The 18,221-nt window shown below is 63.5% G+C and carries 15 protein-coding genes and 4 pseudogenes; 10 read left to right on the top strand and 9 right to left on the bottom strand.

What is annotated here, in order from left to right:
- Positions 1 to 946 precede the first annotated feature (946 nt).
- The 3 genes and pseudogenes from AS181_RS25705 to AS181_RS05075 all read right to left on the bottom strand — a co-directional run.
- Positions 947 to 1,660, bottom strand: a pseudogene (locus AS181_RS25705) (putative T7SS-secreted protein); the annotation flags it as partial.
- Positions 1,661 to 2,311, bottom strand: coding sequence for a hypothetical protein (locus tag AS181_RS05080; RefSeq protein ID WP_058250494.1), 651 nt, complete (start codon positions 2,309 to 2,311; stop codon positions 1,661 to 1,663).
- Positions 2,308 to 2,700, bottom strand: a complete 393-nt coding sequence (locus AS181_RS05075; RefSeq protein WP_058250493.1) for an SseB family protein — start codon at positions 2,698 to 2,700, stop codon at positions 2,308 to 2,310. The genes AS181_RS05080 and AS181_RS05075 overlap by 4 nt, the downstream gene beginning before the upstream one ends.
- Before the next feature lie 740 nt (positions 2,701 to 3,440).
- Here AS181_RS05075 and AS181_RS24490 point away from each other — a divergent pair.
- Positions 3,441 to 4,040 (top strand): DUF3558 family protein, encoded by a 600-nt coding sequence (locus AS181_RS24490; protein ID WP_078113839.1) that lies wholly within the window; start codon positions 3,441 to 3,443, stop codon positions 4,038 to 4,040.
- Between the two features lie 308 nt (positions 4,041 to 4,348).
- The gene (locus tag AS181_RS24485) at positions 4,349 to 4,978 is read left to right on the top strand and encodes a DUF3558 family protein (protein WP_078113838.1); all 630 of its coding nucleotides are present in this window, start codon (positions 4,349 to 4,351) and stop codon (positions 4,976 to 4,978) included.
- A gap of 92 nt (positions 4,979 to 5,070) precedes the next feature.
- Here AS181_RS24485 and AS181_RS05065 read toward each other — a convergent pair whose 3' ends face one another.
- The gene (locus tag AS181_RS05065) at positions 5,071 to 6,228 is read right to left on the bottom strand and encodes a TerD family protein (RefSeq protein WP_331456747.1); all 1,158 of its coding nucleotides are present in this window, start codon (positions 6,226 to 6,228) and stop codon (positions 5,071 to 5,073) included.
- Positions 6,229 to 6,426: 198 nt separating this feature from the next.
- A pseudogene (locus AS181_RS25700) lies at positions 6,427 to 6,855 on the bottom strand (exonuclease domain-containing protein); the annotation flags it as partial.
- Positions 6,856 to 7,167: 312 nt separating this feature from the next.
- On the opposite strand from AS181_RS25700, the gene AS181_RS05060 reads away from it, so the two are divergent.
- From AS181_RS05060 to AS181_RS05045, 4 genes are all read left to right on the top strand, one after another.
- The gene (locus AS181_RS05060; protein WP_058250490.1) at positions 7,168 to 8,460 is read left to right on the top strand and encodes a hypothetical protein; all 1,293 of its coding nucleotides are present in this window, start codon (positions 7,168 to 7,170) and stop codon (positions 8,458 to 8,460) included.
- Between the two features lie 9 nt (positions 8,461 to 8,469).
- Positions 8,470 to 9,099, top strand: coding sequence for a uracil-DNA glycosylase (locus AS181_RS05055; protein WP_058250489.1), 630 nt, complete (start codon positions 8,470 to 8,472; stop codon positions 9,097 to 9,099).
- A 152-nt stretch (positions 9,100 to 9,251) separates the two neighbouring features.
- Entirely contained in the window at positions 9,252 to 9,770 is a 519-nt protein-coding gene (locus tag AS181_RS05050) for a hypothetical protein (protein ID WP_139114189.1), read from the top strand.
- Between the two features lie 71 nt (positions 9,771 to 9,841).
- Positions 9,842 to 10,447 carry a class I SAM-dependent methyltransferase gene (locus tag AS181_RS05045; RefSeq protein WP_058250487.1) on the top strand — a complete coding sequence of 202 codons (606 nt, stop codon included), beginning with the start codon at positions 9,842 to 9,844 and terminating at the stop codon, positions 10,445 to 10,447.
- 57 nt (positions 10,448 to 10,504) lie between these two features.
- Here the strand turns inward: AS181_RS05045 and AS181_RS05040 are convergent.
- Positions 10,505 to 10,753, bottom strand: a pseudogene (locus AS181_RS05040) (nuclear transport factor 2 family protein); the annotation flags it as partial.
- Positions 10,754 to 10,819: 66 nt separating this feature from the next.
- On the opposite strand from AS181_RS05040, the gene AS181_RS05030 reads away from it, so the two are divergent.
- A protein-coding gene (locus tag AS181_RS05030) for an IS3 family transposase (protein WP_091344253.1) occupies positions 10,820 to 11,964 on the top strand; the annotation gives its coding sequence in 2 pieces (ribosomal slippage) (positions 10,820 to 11,087 and positions 11,087 to 11,964; 1,146 coding nt in all).
- 59 nt (positions 11,965 to 12,023) lie between these two features.
- On the opposite strand, the pseudogene AS181_RS05025 reads toward AS181_RS05030, so the two are convergent.
- Positions 12,024 to 12,275, bottom strand: a pseudogene (locus AS181_RS05025) (nuclear transport factor 2 family protein); the annotation flags it as partial.
- A gap of 399 nt (positions 12,276 to 12,674) precedes the next feature.
- On the opposite strand from AS181_RS05025, the gene AS181_RS05020 reads away from it, so the two are divergent.
- The 3 genes from AS181_RS05020 to AS181_RS25695 all read left to right on the top strand — a co-directional run bounded on the left by AS181_RS05020 (position 12,675) and on the right by AS181_RS25695 (position 15,528).
- On the top strand, positions 12,675 to 13,946 hold the full coding sequence (locus AS181_RS05020; RefSeq protein WP_058250486.1) for a vWA domain-containing protein: 1,272 nt from the start codon (positions 12,675 to 12,677) through the stop codon (positions 13,944 to 13,946).
- 94 nt (positions 13,947 to 14,040) lie between these two features.
- Positions 14,041 to 14,937 carry an ADP-ribosylglycohydrolase family protein gene (locus AS181_RS25340; RefSeq protein WP_331456745.1) on the top strand — a complete coding sequence of 299 codons (897 nt, stop codon included), beginning with the start codon at positions 14,041 to 14,043 and terminating at the stop codon, positions 14,935 to 14,937.
- A gap of 15 nt (positions 14,938 to 14,952) precedes the next feature.
- A complete protein-coding gene (locus AS181_RS25695) occupies positions 14,953 to 15,528 on the top strand; it encodes a hypothetical protein (protein WP_331456744.1) in 576 nt (191 codons plus the stop codon).
- A 226-nt stretch (positions 15,529 to 15,754) separates the two neighbouring features.
- On the opposite strand, the gene AS181_RS05010 is transcribed toward AS181_RS25695, so the two are convergent.
- Entirely contained in the window at positions 15,755 to 16,639 is an 885-nt protein-coding gene (locus AS181_RS05010; RefSeq protein WP_231742269.1) for an HNH endonuclease, read from the bottom strand.
- A 238-nt stretch (positions 16,640 to 16,877) separates the two neighbouring features.
- Positions 16,878 to 18,014: a DNA cytosine methyltransferase gene (locus AS181_RS24480; RefSeq protein ID WP_435084464.1), complete on the bottom strand. Its 1,137-nt coding sequence runs from the start codon at positions 18,012 to 18,014 to the stop codon at positions 16,878 to 16,880.
- Positions 18,015 to 18,221 lie beyond the last annotated feature (207 nt).

The following is an 18,221-nucleotide window of genomic DNA, read 5'->3' as shown; positions in this document are numbered from 1 at the left end:
TGGTGGTGTCGCCGCGGTTGGGTCCGGGCGGGTCGTCGTCGCCCAGGTTTCGTGGTCCAGAGGGATTGTCCGTGGGTCCCGGCGTGGGTGATCCCGGTCCGTCGGAAACGGGCGAGGGAGTGGGCTCGGGATTCGGAGTGGGCGCGGGGGTCTCGGGACCGGGTGTGTGCGGGCCGGGGCCGCCGACAGGTCCGCCGGCAACGGGCTGGTCCGGGGATGCTGCGTCAGGGCGTGGTGCAGGCGGTTCAGGCGCTCCCCCGCTGGGCGGAGTGTCGACGGCGCCCGGCGATGGTGTGCCGGCGTCGGGAGTGGTAGCTGGATTCGGTGAGCCGGCGGGCGCAGGTGGTTCGGGGGCCGGAGCGTCCGGCGCGGGACCGTCAGCTCTGGGGACCGGAGGCGCATTGTGGTCGACGGCGAGGTCGGGACCTTGTCGTCCAGGTAGGTCGGCACTGGGGCTGGCGCCAGGCGTGTTCGGCGACGATCCCTGCGGCACGGGCGACGGGAGCGGACGCCCGGCGGGCGCGTCTGGTCTGGACGGCGAGGGGCTGGGTGACGGGGTCGCGTGACGACCGGGTTTCGTCAGCCCGGACAAGACGTTGGCACCCTTCGGCACCGGTGCCACAGATCCAGCCACCGTCCCGATCAAGTTCCCCAGCGACTCGGCTGGATCAGTTGACCATCCCCCTCCGGCGAGGCTTCGGACGAACTCGTCAGGGTTGGCAACCTGGTCGGTGATGCCCATGATCACGCTCGCCGAATTGCGCAGATACTGATGCGGGTTGGCGATGTTGTAAGGATTCTGCGGGCTCAGCATGGTGAGTCCTTTGACAAGCTCGGTCGCGGAGCCGGCTAGACCGCCTCCGTAATGGACGACACCTGTGATTCCTGCCGTCGCAATGTCTTTCGCGCCCATCTTGGCCTGGTCCAACGCCGACGGCATCGGCGGCGCCATGTTTGCCGCATCGCTTAGTTCGGCCTTTACGCCCGGGGCGGACGAGTTGCGATGGTCTCGTCCGATCTTCAGGACTCGCTGTGCCTCGGCTTTGTAACCGGGAAACGGGTTTGGTCCCGGATGAGTGGGCGGCGTGTCACGTCGATCGTGCTGGTAGTCGTCCAGTTCCTCGTTGTAGATCGTGGCCTTCTTGGCCCATTCGTCCTGCTTGCGCTCGCCCTCTTCCCAGATTCGGATGGCCTCGGCGGCCTTTTGCTGCGCGAAGGTGACGACGCCGGCCCAACCGGTCAGTGCTGCAGCTGCCTTGTTCGCGGCGTCGGCTGCAGCGAACCATTGTGGTACCTGGCTCGCTATCGCGTCACGAAACCCTGATTCGCCGGTGCCGGACCAGTCCCCGACCGACACCCCTCTTAAGCCTGCACCAGCAGCGCCAAAGCTATCTGCGAAGCCACTGAACCTGTCTGCCATAGAGGCGATCGCGGCGGGTTCGCCGAGGACCAGTTCTCTGGGGTCCTTTGTTCTCCCCAGCTCCTCCTCGTCGGGCATTGCGCCCAGGGAGTCCGCGACTTCGTCCCCGAGGTCCTCGACGCCGGTCGCAATGCTGTCGAGACCGATAGCGCGGAGGCCGCCGCCAATGATGTCCGTGGCGCCGTCGACTAACCCGCCCAAGAACTCCTTGCCGCCCTCGAGTGGATCGAACAGGCCCATCTAGTTGCCGTCCGGCGCAGGATCGGAATGACCCTCGGCGCCAGGGCCGCTAGGTGAGTCTGCGGTGAACCCGTCGCGCTCGAAGCCGTCGATCGTGTCGGTTATAAGCGACGACGGATCGACCCAGTGGTGACCGAAGGTCTTCAGGTCCTCGATGAAGGACGTTCTGTTCTCCTCGGCAAACTTCCTGTGATTCTCCATCTCCTCCGGCGTCAATGCCCATTTCGGGTCGGTGAGAGCATCGCGGTTGTGCTCGATGAGCTCGTCCCACGACTTTCCTTCGATGTCTTCCGGCTGAAGACTGGGGTCGCCGAACAGATCCATCGCGTAATTCTTGAGCTGGTCACCCGACCACTTCTCCTCGCGTTCGTAGTAGCTAGCGCCGAGTTCGAGGCCAATCGAGATCTGGGCCGCGCCAATCACGAGCGCTCTAACACCCCACTCCCAACGGGAGCAGTACTCTTCGAGGCCGCTCTTGGGGTCGGCATGGCCGATCGTCCCACCGTTGAGGTCGAGGTCGCCGTATCCGCGGCCGATCGCGGCACTGTAGTCCGAACCGACGCCCGTATCGGCGAGGCCGTTGATCACGCCGTTGATACCAGCGCTGGCCGTTGTCAGGACTTCGGGGTCGACGCGCAGATTCTCAATCATCGGACTACCTCGCCCTCATCGTCGTAGTAGCAGTGCGGTGTTAGCTCGCGGGATGGCGGGAACGTCATCGCCGAAGGTGTCGCAGGATCGACGACTAGGCCGGTGGGTTCGGGGGCTTGGTCGAGGACTCGGTCGATCAGCACATGACCGAGAACGTCGAGGTAGCGGACCTCGTCCAGGCTGCGGTCGGTGAGCTCGGCGAAGTCACGCAGGCGTTCCGGCGTCGTGAACGCCAGCATCCAGGGGATACCGGCCTCCACCAGCGTGAACAGTCGTCCGTGGAGGTCGAGAGGAACGGCGAGTGTGGCATCGCGGAGGGCATCGTAAAGCCGAGGTGGATCGCCGAAACCGGACAAATACGCCCGCACCTCATCGACATATGTCGTCATCACCGGACTCCCCCGCAGTCATCACCGTGTGCCGGTTGATGCTAGATCATGAAGCTGGAGTTCTCGCGGTGGTGTCCACAGGTCGGCTGAACCCGTATTCGCGGTGACACGCCAGGTTGGGTGCCGTCCCATTTCTGTCCGCGAAGACTCCGGAATCTCGTTTCTGCTCTAAGCCCCTGTGTTGAGTGGACGAGAACCCCCCACTACGCACATGTCGCGAGTTCGTCCACAACTCGGCGGCCCCCGTCACAATGACCCCGCGTCGTACTAGTCTGTTCGACGAGTCGGCCCCAGCAAGGGTCCGTCACCGGGAGGGGGACCCATGAGCACGCCATTCGCCGACGACTCTCTGCTGCCCCAGGCCGTCCCGGAAACGCCCGTCAGCCCGCACGGTCGAGGAACTGTACTGCGATCAGAGCGAGCTGACTGGGAGCGTCGGGCTGCTGTGGCTGAGCAGGTAACTAGCGATCTGACTTCCGCCCTTGAGGGGCTTAATGGCATTCTTCGCTCGAACTATTTTGGCGACTGTCGCGAAGGTGAGGGTGTTTTCGACGGTCTGACACGTGCGACGGCTCAGCTGTCGAGCGACCTTACCCGCGGCGTGTACAGGGCTTCAGCGCTCGGCGAACGATGCCGTGCGGCCGCGACATCAATCGAGCAGGTTGATATGGAGGGTGCGGCCGACTTTGCAACTTAGAGAGGGTGCGGTAGCAGTAGCGATCGTTGCACTGGCCGGTCCGATGTTCGGCGCCTGCGCGGTAAATGGAACACCGGTGCCCGTCCCATCGTCCGCCGACTCGTCGTCATCCAGCATGTCTGCGCCGATCCGACAAACCGATAACTTCGGACGCACGCTGCCATTCGAGACGAATTTCCCGAACCGATGGAACATTAATAACGACGGCAGTTCATACGAACCGTGTACTCAGATTCCCGTGACCGTTGTCCGTGAGTTCGGTCTAGAGGAGTCGACCGTCTCGGACGTTGCTGCGTCGGACTTCCAGACCGCCCGCGGATGTCGGTGGAGGTTCCAAGATGATCGTCGTTCTTCACTCGCCCAGTCTGTGGGCAACTTGATCCGGCCACCGGAGGGTCTCGGTGGATACAAGGGGATGTACTCATCGAGCACGACATGGTTTATGGACACGGAGATTGATGGCCGACCCGTCCTAGTTGGGTCATATATGGACGCAGAGTGCGGGGCCATAGTTCGTTCGGGAGACGCCGTCGTCATTACCTCGGTGCTTCGGCTAGGAGCCGACCCGCCGCCGCCGACTCGCCAAACTTGCGACATTGCCGTCGATTTCCTCCGTGCGACACTCGACCAGATTCCGATTTGAGGCATTCCGGCCACCCGATTGCGCAGCAACTATTCGGTCGCCCTTGGGAGCTCTTGCTGACAAAACGAGGGACGACCGGCTTAAAAAGTCGCAGAAATGTCTAGCGCCAGGTGCTGGAATTATACTTCGGTGACTGCGTCGAGGGAGAACGGTTCTATGGGCTGTTGGTTCCAGCGGTCGCATCACTCGCTGACCAGTGCAAGCGCCAGGCCACGCTCGCTCGAGCTCTCGGCGAACAGTGTCAGATCGCGGGTCAGGCGATAGACGAGACCGACGCGCAAGCGCCGGCGATCTGAAGGCGTAGGTGTATGTACCGGAGTATTTGTCTCCTGATGCTTGGTGCCGCCCTCGTTGGGTGCACCACCCGTGGGGCACCTCAATCGGTATCCACTCAGTCAACAGTGCAATCAACCCCGACCGCGGCAATCAGGCAAACTGATGACGCCGGGAGGCATCTGCCCTTCGAAACGAAGTTTCCCAATCGCTGGAGCATCAATAATGACGGGTCACCCTACGAGCCCTGTACTCAGGTTTCGAATAAAACGCTGCGTCAGTTCGGTCTAGTTGTAGATTCCGCAGCTGACATGGCCGGATCCGACTTCCAGACGGCTAGAGGATGCCGATGGAAGTACAGCGACGACGACATGTCCTTCGTTGCACAGTTCGTGGGGGACATCATTCGTCGCTCCGAAGGGTTGACGGGGCACAAGGCGCTGAATCTGGCAGGCAAGACCTGGTTTCCAGATACTTCCCTGAACGGGCGACGAGTCCTTGTGAGTTCGATCGGTGCCGGAGCTTGCTCGGTCTACATTCAGTCGGGTAGCGCGGTAGTAGTAACTACGGTTAGCAGGTTTGATCTGGAACCGCCCCCTACACAGGCCGTATGCGAAGTCGCGACAGACTTCCTAAGAGCAACGATGAATCAGATTCCGCCCTAGCGGCCCTGGTGTTCAGAGCCTGGGGGCGAGTGGTCGCTCTAGCGGCAGTCAGTAACTCGTACGCGCGCCGGGATCGCCCTTCTCCATTGCTGTCACTCCTCAATCTCCACCCCATGCCGAATTGCGAACTCGGCGAGGCCGTCGTCGTAGCCCTGGCCGACTGCGCGAAAGCGCCACAGGCCATTTCGTCGATAGATCTCCGCGATGATCATCGATCGTTCAGTCGTCGCGGCGTCTAAAACTGCTGTTGCGAAGGTGAATTCGGCTGCGTCAACAGTCACTGAGATAGCGCCGACATCCCCGAAGGTTGCGTCGCCGTCGATTGCGGCACCAATCGTGATTCGCTCGATCTCGTCTGGAGCCGCGGCGAGGTCGATGCTGAGGCCTTGCTCGCGGTCACCGTCGATCGACAGTCGTGCGACACCATCTGGACTGGCCGGTTGGTTATAGAAGACGAACTCATCGTCTGACGGGACTCTCCCGTCACCCGCCAACTCGAATGCGACGACGTCGACTTCGGGGCCGCGGGACGAGATGCCGTGCGTAGACGTCCACGCGACGTTGACTGTAAACCCATCCATCTCCTGCGGGATGTCGACGACTGCGCCAGAGGACAACGAAGTCGGCGCGGGACTCGTTTCCGTGCTTCCGTCATCGACGCCCTGCGGTTCAGCTATAGCAGGGTCGCTGGTGTCCGCGACACCCGAGACATGATGGGCCTCAAGGGTCGGGAGACCCCGATCCCGCGCTCTCGCAAAGCGACCATCGGCTTCTCCCCCGCTCAGCACAAGAACGTGCGTGACTGCGGCCGTCAAGTTGATGGCGGGCACAGCACCAAGCTGGACAAGACGTGCCCGCACCGCCGTCGCGTCGCTGTGGAGTCCTCCCAGCACGAGAACCCGTCGACCGGACCATGGCAGTGAACTCGACGCCCGTGGCGGGGGTGTCTCGCGAGTCCGGGCCGGCGAGGAAATGACCTCTATCACCGGAACTGATTTCAGTGTGCCGGGCACGACGCGCTCGGCCAACGAGATCGCAGTCGCTTCATCAACCAATGGGATTCCCAGTTCTTGGGCGCGCTGCAACTTGCGGCTGTCCGGTGCCCCGGGATTGGCGACTAGCAACCCCGTCTTGCCGCTCACCGCGTTCATCACGTCCAATCCTGCATCGGCCAGACGGCGAGCCAGCTCGAGGCGAGGCGCATGCGTCGATCCCGTGATCACGACTTTGGTGCCCTGGATCAGTCCCACAGCCGAGTCATAACGGCCGGGGTCGGTCCACGGACAAGGCACTCTGGTGACCTTGTCTGGATACGCGCGAGTCGCAGCACCGCACGCGACGACGGGCAGTGGCAATCCCAAAGTGCTCGCAAGGCCGGTACTCCGTCGAAACACCTCCAGCAAGGTTCGCACGTCATCGCCGGCGTCGTGGGCGGCTCGTTGTGGGACCGACCGGTGTTGAGCAAGTGTCGAGAGTTTGGCGTTGGGGACGTCCAATTGGAGCCGCCGCGTCAAGGTGATGGTGCACAAACGATGAGTGATCGGGAGAGTAGCCCCTGCTCGTCGCGCCTCCTCGACGAGGAAGCCGTGGTCGAAGACCGCGTTGTGCGCAACCAGCGTCCGACCTTCGAGTAGTTCGCGTAGGTGCTCCAGTGCAGAGTCAAAGGTCGGCGAACCGTTGAGACGCTCGCGCGTAAGGCGATGGATGTGAACGGGACCCGGATCGCACCCGGGGTTGAACAACGACGAGTACTCGCCGACTACGTGTCCGTTTGCGTCCAACGCGATCGCGGCCAAACTGAGTACACGGTGCTGACGCGAACTCAATCCGGACGTCTCGACGTCGACAAGCGTCCAACCTCGCCCTACAGATGACACAGCAAACCCCGCATTCGACAGCTCGACCGGTGCATCCGGCAGGCGGATCCTCGGCCAGCGGATGGGCCCTGGGCGCAAGGCGCATCCGGACAACTCGGTCACTGTAGCGGTTGGCCAACCGACGGGAGGCGAACCGAGGATTCGAACCACAAGTTCGGCACAGAACTCGATTCGTCTGCGGGCCTACTGCTTCCGCGACCTGGTGACGGGTGTCCATCCAACACGCGAGGCGTTGTAGTCCGTTCGGACCAACCGCGACGGTGTCGGCCATGTCCGATACATTCGGTTCGTTCCCACGCAGATGGAGGTCCGATGTCCAACGAACTCGTCCAGGTACCGGTGTGGACGCTGGCCACAGATGAGGCGGATATCCCCGCAGTCCTGAGCGACACAGCGCTGACTCCTGATCGGCTCGCGGGCCTTCGCCGTGCGCTCGCTGAGTTCAGCGAGACGCCCCTGACGACGCTGGAGGCTCATGCGGCGCCCGAGTCACTCGATCGGTCGAAGGGTATCCACCTGCACGGCGTGAGTCCTTTGGCGCAGCAGTTGTCTCAGCTGGTGAAGAGTACGCCCAAGGTCGTTACGGACGGCGGTGAAACGCTGTACCGCATGGTCCTGCCGACCAAGGTTGCGGCACAGGTAGCTGGCGGCATGGTCAAGCCGATGGCGTCGTCGACCGTCGCGGGCGGCGTGCACAGCGCGCTCACGAATGGGTCCAAGATCGCCGCGCAAGCATCCTTCGTACCTGTCACTGCGGGAAAGGCCGCCGCGGCGGGTGCCGCGACAGGATCGGCGACGACGGCGGGAGTTGCCGCCGCCGGCGCCGGTGCGCTGACCGTCGCCGCTCCCCTGGTCTTGATGGCTGTAGCTGTGGGCGTGAGCGCATACGCCGACCAGCAGCGCCAAAAGACCCTCGAACGGATCACTGAACTACTCGAGAAGCTTGTCGCCGACAATCTAGAGTCCGAGCGGCACGCGTTGGAGGCCTGCCGGGGTGCTATCCAGAAGGCGACCTCGATCGTGCTCGACGAAGGGCGCATCGGAGTGACCCTGGGACTGGACTCCGCGGTGTTCGCGATCGAGAACGCCGTGTCGAAAGCCGCATCCCGAATCGCCAGGTGGGAGAAGGCCCTGCAGACGTTTGACAGTGACAAGGTCGAACTGAACCACCTTGCGAAGGCGATCCCGGGTGTCGAGGCAGCAGACAGCGAGTTCTACGTCCACGTCGAGCTTGCCCAGCTTGCTATCGCGATGAAGCGGCGAGTCATCGTTCTCCAAGCGGTGGAGCACGCGCAGTTGTCGGAAGGGAATCCGTTCGAACGCTTCGCTGCGGTGCTGCATAAGGAGCAACAAGATATCGAAGCAATCGATCGCCGCCTTGACGGCGTCTTGCTTCGCCTGTCAGCGCTGCAACTTGACCGGTCTCACGGCATCCGCGACATCATGTTCTCCTCCGGCGAGGTGGACAAACTGCTGAACACAACGCGTCGCTTGCGCGATCTCGGGCAGACAGCACAGATTGCTGGACGGCAGTCGGAGGTCACCATCGACATGGTCCAGGAGAAGGACGGTTCGGTGATCGTCTTTCCTGCGATCGCCTCGTAGGGGTCAACGATGGGGCCGGTGAACGGACGCAACGCGGACCCCAATGTGGTCGCGGCGAAGATGGCGCGGATTCGGGAACCCCACGTAGCGCCACTCAACGAACTCGCCGATCGGGTAGTCGACACCGAAGGCCTACGTCGAGGTGAGGTGCCCTACGTCGACCCCGACACCGGCGGTGTGAACGCTCGCATGCTCGTCCTGCTGGACAACCCGTCGACCAAGGCCGAATCGACCAGCGGCTCATGTCTCTTGAGTCTGGACAACGACGACCGGACCGCGCGGAACTGCCGCGAGGCGTATGCCCGCCACGGAGTCGACTGGGGTGATGTCGTCCACTGGAACGTGGTGCCATTCCCGGTTGCCGGTGTGAAGAACGGTGGATCGACCCCGGCGGAGCGGGCGCGCGGGGCCCGTTGGACCCGGGAAGTGGTGAACCTGCTCCCGAAGCTTGAGATCGTCCTGCTTCTCGGTGGTTCCGCTCGCGATGGTTGGCGTCGTGCATCCATCACGCGCGCCGGCATCTACGTGCCGCCAGGCAAGATTCCGCACTGTTCGATGCGCGGCTTGAACACCGCGGGCGGGCGCGAGCGGTTCGATGCCGCGATAGCCGACGTATCGACGAGACTCATGCTGGCCTGAGTACCCACCTGGAACGGATGAGGACTCCGGTGACGTTCCGCCACCGGCGTGCAGTCGTAGCTTCGGGACGCCCACACGGTTCCGACCAGCATGGGCCAATGCGCTGTGCAGCAGAATCTCTCGCTGCCGTCGAACCGCCCTATTGTCATCGCATGACGACTGACACGCATTGTGCGCAACGCGTGTTGCGAACACGTTCCGCGTCCACACCGTCCCCAGTGTGGCTGGCCACCGGACTGATGATCACCGGAGCGAGCATCCAGCTCATCGGCTTGTTTCACGCGCTCTCGTTGGTCGACGCAGTCAGGGAAGAAGCACGTCTGCGGCAGTCCGTTCTCCTCAGTGACGGATCGACTTATCGGAGCTCTGACGCACTAGGTGTCTCTAGCGAGACCGGGACCAACGTCGCGACCGGTTTGATCGTCGCGTCCTGCCTCGCTCTAGCCGGACTCTGGCTACTGCTTGCGTACACCAACCTGCGCGGTTTCCGCTGGGCGCGCGTGGCGGCCTCTGTCATCGGCGCGGTAGGCATCGCCTCCGGGATCACGTCCGTAGCAACCTATGACAGGTCAGTGACCAGCACGCTCGACCTCCTGCTGTTGGTCATCGAAGTCGCCGTACTGAGTCTCCTTTGGCATCCGCGTTCAGCGCCCCACTTCCGCCAGAAGTGACCTGACAGTCGGCCAACGCCCCGCTGCGTTTCGGCTCGGTCGATGATTCCGGCGTTTGGCAGAATGCGGGCATGGTCGAACAGAGCATCTGGATGCAGAAGTCCGCCGCGGATCCCAACCACTCCAGCTGGTATGTCGAACGCTTCCGCACCCTGGCACGTGAGGGCAACGACCTTGTCGGCGAGGCCCGGCTCATTGACGCGATGGCGTCGCGCGGGTCCCGCATCCTCGACGCCGGGTGTGGCCCGGGGCGCGTGGGCGGGTACCTCGCCGAGGTCGGACACGACGTCGTCGGCGTCGACGTCGACCCGGTCCTCATCCAGGCCGCTGAAGAAGACCACCCAGGCCCGCGCTGGCTGGTGAACGACCTTGCCGAACTCGACCTCCCCGCCCGCGGCATCGACGAACCGTTCAACCTCATCGTCTCGGCCGGCAACGTGATGGCGTTCCTCGCGCAGAGCACCCGCGTCACCGTCCTCGAGCGACTGCGCGCACATCTCCGCAACGACGGCCGTGCAGTAATCGGGTTCGGCGCCGGCCGGGACTACGCGTTCGACGAGTTCCTCGAGAACGCAGCCACCGCCGGCTTCGCTCAGGACCTGCTCCTGGAGTCCTGGGACGTCCGCCCGTTCACCGACAAGTCGGATTTCCTCGTAGCGATCCTGCGGCCCGCATAGAGGTCACCTGCTAGGCATCTGTAATGCCAACGTCAAGAGCTATGAGCGACACCCGAATCAGCCGTCGGCGGTCCCGAACGTCCCCTCAGTGATCTCGACGTCAGGCGACAGTGGCTGCCGCATCCGCCAGCGTTCAGTCAGCTTCGACGCGGCGATCTTCCACTCGCCGTCTTCGACGACGTACTCGTCGTCGTACTCCCCCAGCATGACCGTCTCGGTACGGTCGAGCAGGTTCACCTGTCGGAAGCGCAACGACCATCGCCCCGTCGCAGTCGTCTCGCTGGTGTTGGTGGCGTGTCCCCCGTGAACCGGTCTGGGTGGTTCTAGAGTCCTGATTGCCCTGTTGAGGGCGGAGAAGGGACGATAGGGATCATGGCGGGACGGAAGCGTCACTCGGCTGAGGACATCGTGCGCAAGTTGCGCCGAGCCGATGAACTGGCGGCCGAGGGCAAGAACGGCGAGGAGATCGCCGCCGACCTCGAGGTGTCGGCGGCCACCTTGTACAACTGGCGCCGCCAGTACGGCGGTATGGACGCTGATGCCGCCAAGGAACTCAAGGAGCTACGCGAGCAGAACGGCCGGCTCAAGCGCCTGCTCGCCGACGCCGAGTTGGAGAAAGACGCGCTGCGGGAGATCGCCAAGGGAAAATTCTGAGCCCGACCGCCAAACGCGCCGCGATCGACATGCTCAAAGACGTGAAGAACATGTCAGAACGTATGGCGTGCAGGGTTGTTGGGCTTTCACGGTCTACCTACCGGCGTCTGCCGTTGGCTCAGACACCGGCCGACCCGGACGCTGGTATGCGTGCACAGCTACGCACCTACGCCCGCAAGCACCCGCGACACGGGTTCCGGCGGGCGTGGGCGCACCTGCGGTTCGACGACGGTATCGAGGTGAACAAGAAGAAGGTGCATCGGCTGTGGACGGAGGAGGGCCTGCAGGTGCGCCGGGCGCCGCGGCGCAAACGAGCCGGGCAATCGTCAGTGCCGATCGTGGCGGCGGATGCGCCGAAGGTGGTGTGGGCATTGGACTTTCAGTTTGACTCGACCGTGGATGGCAAGAAGGTCAAGATCGCATCAATGGTCGATGAACACACCCGGATGTCGTTGCTCAACATCGTGGATCGCTCGATCACCGCCGACCGGTTGGTCGAGGAATTGGAGAAGACCTTCGCGATCTGGGGTGGCCCACCCATGGTGCTACGCATGGACAACGGCCCTGAGTTCATCTCAGAGGCGCTCCAGGCGTTCTGTGCAGGGTCGGTAGGCATCTCCTATATTCCGCCCGGCACGCCGTGGAACAACGGGTTCATCGAATCGTTCAACAACCGGCTTCGCGACGAGTGCCTGAACCGCAACTGCTGGCCCACCCTGCTCGAAGCTCGCGTGGTGATCGACGATTTCAAAGACGACCACAACCACCGGCACCGCCACTCGGCGCTGGGCTACCAGACCCCGGCCGAGTACGCTGCCCGATGCACCCACCAGCACCACCCTGTGGGCTGCGAGATCGACTGACCGACAGCTAGAAGAAACTGGCTCTAGAACTGCCTGGACCGGCTATCGGGGACCTGCCACGGATGCATGCCGTGGTGCATGTCGAGGATGGCGAACCGGCCGTCGAGCTTGTGCAGCGCGACCCGCCGAAAGATGTCCGTCAGGGCGTCGGCATCGTCGAAGGTGCCCATCGGCCCGTAGTCGATCCGCGCGCCGGCGAGGATGAAGCAGCCGCGAAATGCGTCCGCGTCTTTGGCATCTGACGCTCGCCAGTAGCGGTACTTCAGTCGCTCGATCGCAGCGACGTGATCGTGCTCCGAATCAGTCGTCATCGTCATCCGTTCTCCGCTGCACATGCCCCCGCCCCTCGGTCCGCTCGGGCGTCAGGGGCAGCGTATGTCCGATCGCACCAACCTCACGCGAGTTCGCGGACATCAACGGGCGGGTCTGCGGAAGGTAGCACTCGCCCCGAGGATTCGGGACGCTACTGCGACTTGGGGCGCGTTTGCCCCGCGGACGCCAGAACAGTGCGGCGTCATCCCGCAGCTGCAAGGTTGACCGAAATTGTCAGTGGTCGATGCGATCATCTGTGGGTCATGAGGGGTTCTCGCCCCAGGTCTGCGTTCGTCGTCAATCGCCTTACCGCCGTCGCGCTCCCGCACCACGAGCAGCGTCGTCGCCTAGGGCTTCGATGACAGCACGATCGAGGCGGGTTGGAGGAAGGAAGACGGATGAAACTCTCTGCTGCGCTCGATGTCGAGGTCGTCTCCCACGAAGCCGCCGACGAGGTAACTGTGCTGCTCGAACTGCAGGCACCGGCCGGCCCCGTCACGGACCGAACACCGACAGCGTTCCAGGTCGTCCTCGACCGAAGCGGGTCGATGTCCGGCGCCCCACTCGCCGGCGCACGGAAAGCTCTGGCGAGCGTGGTCACCCAGCTCGACCCGACCGATGTGTTCGGGCTGGTCACGTTCGACGACTCGGCCGACGTCGTGATCCCCGCCGGTCCTCTCACAGACAAGCAACGTGCGACCGATGCCGTTGCTCGCATCGACGCCGGGGGCCTCACCGACCTGTCATCCGGTTACCTACGCGCTCTGCAAGAGCTGCGACGCGGAACTACCGCGGCGGGTATTCGTGGCGGGACTGTGCTGATCATCAGCGATGGTCACGTGAATCAGGGGCTCCAAGACGTCGACGCCCTCGCCGGCGTCACCGCGAAAGCCGTCGCTGACGGCATTGTGACGTCGACGCTCGGTTACGGCCGCGGGTACGACGAAACCCTGCTGTCCGCGATGGCGAAGGCCGGCAACGGTAACCACGTCTTCGCCGACGACCCGGATGCTGCTGGGGCGGCAATCGCTGGCGAGGTGGACGGATTGCTGGCGAAGTCGGCTCAGGCCGTCACACTGACCGTGCGTTTCGTACCGCAGGTGCAGAAGCTGGCCCTGTACAACGATCTTCCAGTCCACGAGACTGCTGAGCGCGAGCTGATGATCGAGCTCGGTGACCTGCATGCGCTTGAGCAGCGAAAGCTGTTGTTGCAGATGAAAGTCGACGGGCTTGCCGCGCTCGGGGTCACACAGGTCGCCGACCTAGAGTTGCGTTACGTCGAGACGGCCACGCTGACCGAGCACACGGTCACGCTACCCATCTCGGTCAACGTGGTGCCGGGCGATGAGCTGGGTGATCGGATACCCGATCCGAAGGTGCAGTCCGAGAAGCTCTACCAAGAAGGTCAGGCCGAGAAGCTCCGGGCGTCGCAAGCCTTCGAACGCGGTGACATCGAGGGTGGCGAGTCCGCGCTCGGTGTCGCTCGGGCGCGCCTCACCGAGGCCGCCTCATTCTGCCCGCCCGAGGACCGCAAGGCCCTCGATGGGGAAGTTGGTGCGCTTGACGTGCTTGCTGCCGATGTCCGTACAACGGGTGCCGGTTACGTGTCGAAGGCGACCCGCGACTCGTACCATCTCGCCAACCGGAAGCGTGGTCGGCGCCGGGACTGAGCTCGTTCTCGACGATCCTGTCCCCAGGTTTCGCCCTCAACGCCGACGACCCACCGCGTCGAGCGCGACCGAACTCTTCACCAGGAGTAACGACATGCACCTCACCACCGCCCAACTCGACCGCGCCGCAGGTGTTCTCCTCGGGACAGCCGCTGGTGATGCGCTCGGCGTTCCGTACGAGTTCGAGTCCCGCGTCCTGCGCGGCGACGAGGCGCCCCAGATGCTCGGCGGAGGTCTAGGCGACTTCGCTCCCGGCGAATGGAGTGACGACACGTCCGTGGCGATGGCGATCGCCGACGTCGCGGCGACCGGTGCCGACCTCACCACGGACGAGGCGCTCGACGCCATCGCCGACAACTTCCTGCGCTGGTTCGACGGCGGACCCGCCGACATCGGCATCCAGACCCGGGCTGTTCTCAGCGCGACGAGGCGGCGGCTCAGCCGCGGTGGAGTCGGCGCGGGCGCGATCATGCGAGACGAGGCGAACTCCTACGCCGAGCAGCATCCGCACTCGGCGGGCAACGGTGCGTTGATGAGGACCGCACCCGTCGCGCTCGCGCACCTCGACGATCGGGGTGGCCTCGCCGACGCCGCTCGGCTCGTGGCCGGACTCACCCACGCCGATCCCCTCGCCGGCGATTCGTGTGTCTTGTGGTGCGAGGCGATCCGGGTGGCGGTCTCGGACGGACAGTTCGACGTCCGCGCCGGACTGGATCTGCTACCCGACGAGCGAGTCGACCAGTGGTCGGCATGGCTCGACGCTGCCGAGTCAGAGCCTCCGAAGTCGTTCTCGCCGAATGGGTTCACCGTTACCGCACTTCAAGCGGCGGCCGCGGCCATCACGCAGACCCCGATCCCCGACGCGATGCCGTGCCGTCACCTGCAGAGTGCGCTCGACACCGCAATCCGCGTCGGCAACGACACCGACACGGTGGCCGCGATCGCCGGCGGCCTGCTCGGTGCTCGATGGGGTGCAAGTGCGGTCCCGTGATTCTGGCGTCATGCCGTGCACGGTTGGCCGGAACGCGACGGACGACCCAGCGATTCGCACGACCTGGTCTCGCGAGCAACCCTTGCGGTGCGCAACGGCGAACCCGACGGCAAGGGCTGGCCGCTGGTCGACGACGTCCAGTACTCTGAGCACGCATTCACAAACGCGGTCCCCCACCCGTTCGACGACGGCGTGCTGCTCGGGACGCACGTGACTGTCGACCATGGCGCCGACGCAGTGGTGTCGATGTGCCGGGTCGGACGGCGCCAGGCGTGTTTCGGCGAGGCAACCGAGTTCGTCGCGTCACGGCTCATGGATTCGGCTGATCCCGCCGAGAACCCGAACCTCGAGTTCGTACTTGCGGACACGGCTGATGCCGTTCGCGGTTTGCGTGCCGAAGGCAAGACGGTGTTGCTCCACTGCGTTGCCGGACACCAGCGGACGCCGAGTGTCGCGGTCGAGTATGGCGTAATGCTCGGGCACTCGATCGAGACGGTGCGTGCCGCTGTGCTTGAGGCTATGCCTGGTGCGCGCGGATACGGGATCGTTTGGGAATCAGCTGGCGCGGCGACACAGCGACGGTATCGGTAGACACCTAGGATCGACACGCCCACCGAATGCGTGAAGTCGTTAAGTTCTTAGCCACTGCGAAAGACATGGTCCGAGCGCAGAACCATGTTGCACGAGAGCGAATATGACGACAAGCGAACCCGTTGGGAGGACCGGAGACCCAATCAGTTCCAGCGTCGTCAGGCAGTACGAGCGCGCGACCAACCTCAAAGATCTATTGTGCTGGTCAACGTCGGGCGCAACGTCTTCAGGAGGCAGCGTTGAACTCGTCGAACCGGCGAGCCAACCGCTCGCGGTCCGGTCGTTCGGATCGGCGCGAGGGCAAGCGAAGACGCCGACCCTCCATTTCTTGAATGCCATGCTTGAGCATCGGACCGTCCGTGACGTCCAATACGTCGCGTGCGACGTGTATTGAGAAGTCGGGCGAGATTCCGATGATGTTCAAGTCGAAAGCGCTGTGGTGGATCTTGCATAGACTGAGGCCATTAGAGACAATCGGATGCCCGTCGAAATCCTTATCAGGAGTGATGTGCGCAGCGTCGAGCAACCGGCCGTACTCGAGATTGCAGACTGCGCAGGAGGTGTCGTACGCCTGTAAGACACGCCCTCGAAACTCGGCTTGATGCAATCGTTTACGGGTGACCCGCTCTGCGTACGCGCGCTCCGTCGGCGACGGGTCCAGAGGATCGCGAAGGAATCTGAGACTTTCATCAACCGCTAGAACGAATTGCCGAGCGTCGGTGTCGTCTGCAATGACATAGGTGGGAAACACCGGGACATAAACCCCGTCCCGAATCTTGCGGAGAAGAATGATGGGCACTCCGAGCTCGTACGCCCTGCGAAGTTTCTTGTTGTCACCGTCCACCGAACCTGCGCGGTAGTCGTAACGGAAGAGGTCGCCTAGATCGCTGTCCGAGTACTGGCTATCAGGCGACGAAACGACCGACAGAGTCGCTTCCATGTCGCGAGGATTCCAAATACCTCGGGATCGGTCGATGACCCGACGCGTCTGCGTACCCACTTGCAGCGCCGTGAGCTCGTCCCGGGTGACGAAGCCTCGCTCCGCGACCTGCTCGGCTAACGCCTCCATGATGGCCTCGCGCAGACTCGATTCAACTGGACTGACCATCATGACCTCCGTCGGTTCCTAGCTCTGCAATGTAGCGGCACCGAATGCCAGTGGTCGCTCGGTGTAGTCCCGTCCAAGCCGTCGCGTGCTCAGACCGGACGATCTCCATGGGCACTTTCTCAGGGATGAGGTCGCATCTGGATACCCGTTCGATATGCCGGCGATGGTGCCAGACGGATTGGCGTCCGACCTGGCGCTGTCGTGAATTGTCTGTCGAAGCCTTCTGGCCGATCACTCTGTATCAGTCGGCATAGAACTCGGCATGCGCGTGAAGTGCAGAGGTGAAGTCGGCACGTCGACGTAGCGAGCTGGCCTCAAGCCGCCTGGTGAAACCTCTCGTCGCAGTAAGGCTGAGAGGGGTTGTGCCGTAACGTGTTAGAAGGCCATCCAGTGACTGACCGATCCGGACTCTCACTGGACGTTCGGATAAGCACCAAGCCTCCGCCTGCCCATCCACGCGCGCCGCCGCGGTGGGCCAGGATGTGCCTGGCAACAGTACAGTTCGCTGAACATCCACGGGCTCTCCAGGCTGAGTCAGCCGTCGACCTATCCATGTGGCGACCGGCGCCGTGACGGCGTTGCCCACCAACTTCCAGCGAGTGCCGTCCTTCCCGGCCACGCGGGTCCATCCAGACCTGAACCCCTGCAGCCTCTCGCCCGCCTCGATCGAGGGCTTCACTATTGCTTCGCCGGTCGGCCCGGCGGGCCGCCACACAGCGGGAGGGGAGGCTATCCCCAACTTCGACCCGCCCTTCAGAGTCGGTGTGACACCCTCGCCCCATCCGAGACCCCGGTTCCCTTCAGTCCAGTAGAACCCGTACGCCTTGTGCGACCTGAGCCCGCCTGAACCTCCGACTTCGTCAGCGAACAAGACGCCACGTGGGTCCTCGCTCTTCGATGCCACGACAAACACTCTGCGTCGTCGCTGACGCACGCCGAAGTACTGAGAATCGACGAGCCGATAGGCCCAGTTCCAGTTGTTCTGATCAAGCCATGAGGTGATTGCACCGATTGGAGCACCCCTGTGGAGTGTGAGCATGTTCGGCACGTTTTCGAGCACGAGCCACGTAGGTGCCCGCTTTTCGACGAGACGGAACACCTCGTTCACCAGCCCGGACTCAGCTCCACCGATACCCGCTTTCCGACCGACCTGGCTCAGGTCTGTACAAGGAAAACCCGCTGTCACCACGTCTACGGGAGGAAGGCTTCTCAGTGCGGTGATGTCGCCCGCCACGTGCGCATCGAACCGCTGCGACAAGACAGCGGCAGCCGGTGCCCAGTTCTCGCAAAGAAGCTCGGTCGTGACTCCCCCGCGGGACAGACCCAGTTCGAAACCACCGATGCCAGAGAACAGACCCGCCGCACGCATGCGATACATCCTCGAGGAAATCTGTGACAAAAGCCAGTCGTCGTAACGCTGGCTGCGCTCACGAAAGATCCGTCGTGCGGCATGGTCGCGCATCGCACAAGGGCGCCGCCACGACGACGTGCGGTGTCCTCCGGTCGTGTCGTCTGGCCGCGTCCTACTACGACCTGTCACCGGGGGTAGCTAGAGTTCCGATCGTGGGTGATTCGGCTACAAACG

Origin of the sequence: Gordonia sp. SGD-V-85, assembly GCF_001456905.1 — a bacterium.
Classification (GTDB): Bacteria; Actinomycetota; Actinomycetes; order Mycobacteriales; family Mycobacteriaceae; genus Gordonia; species Gordonia hongkongensis.
Note: the sequence above shows the minus strand (reverse complement) of the source record. Positions and strands in the feature narration are given on the sequence as shown.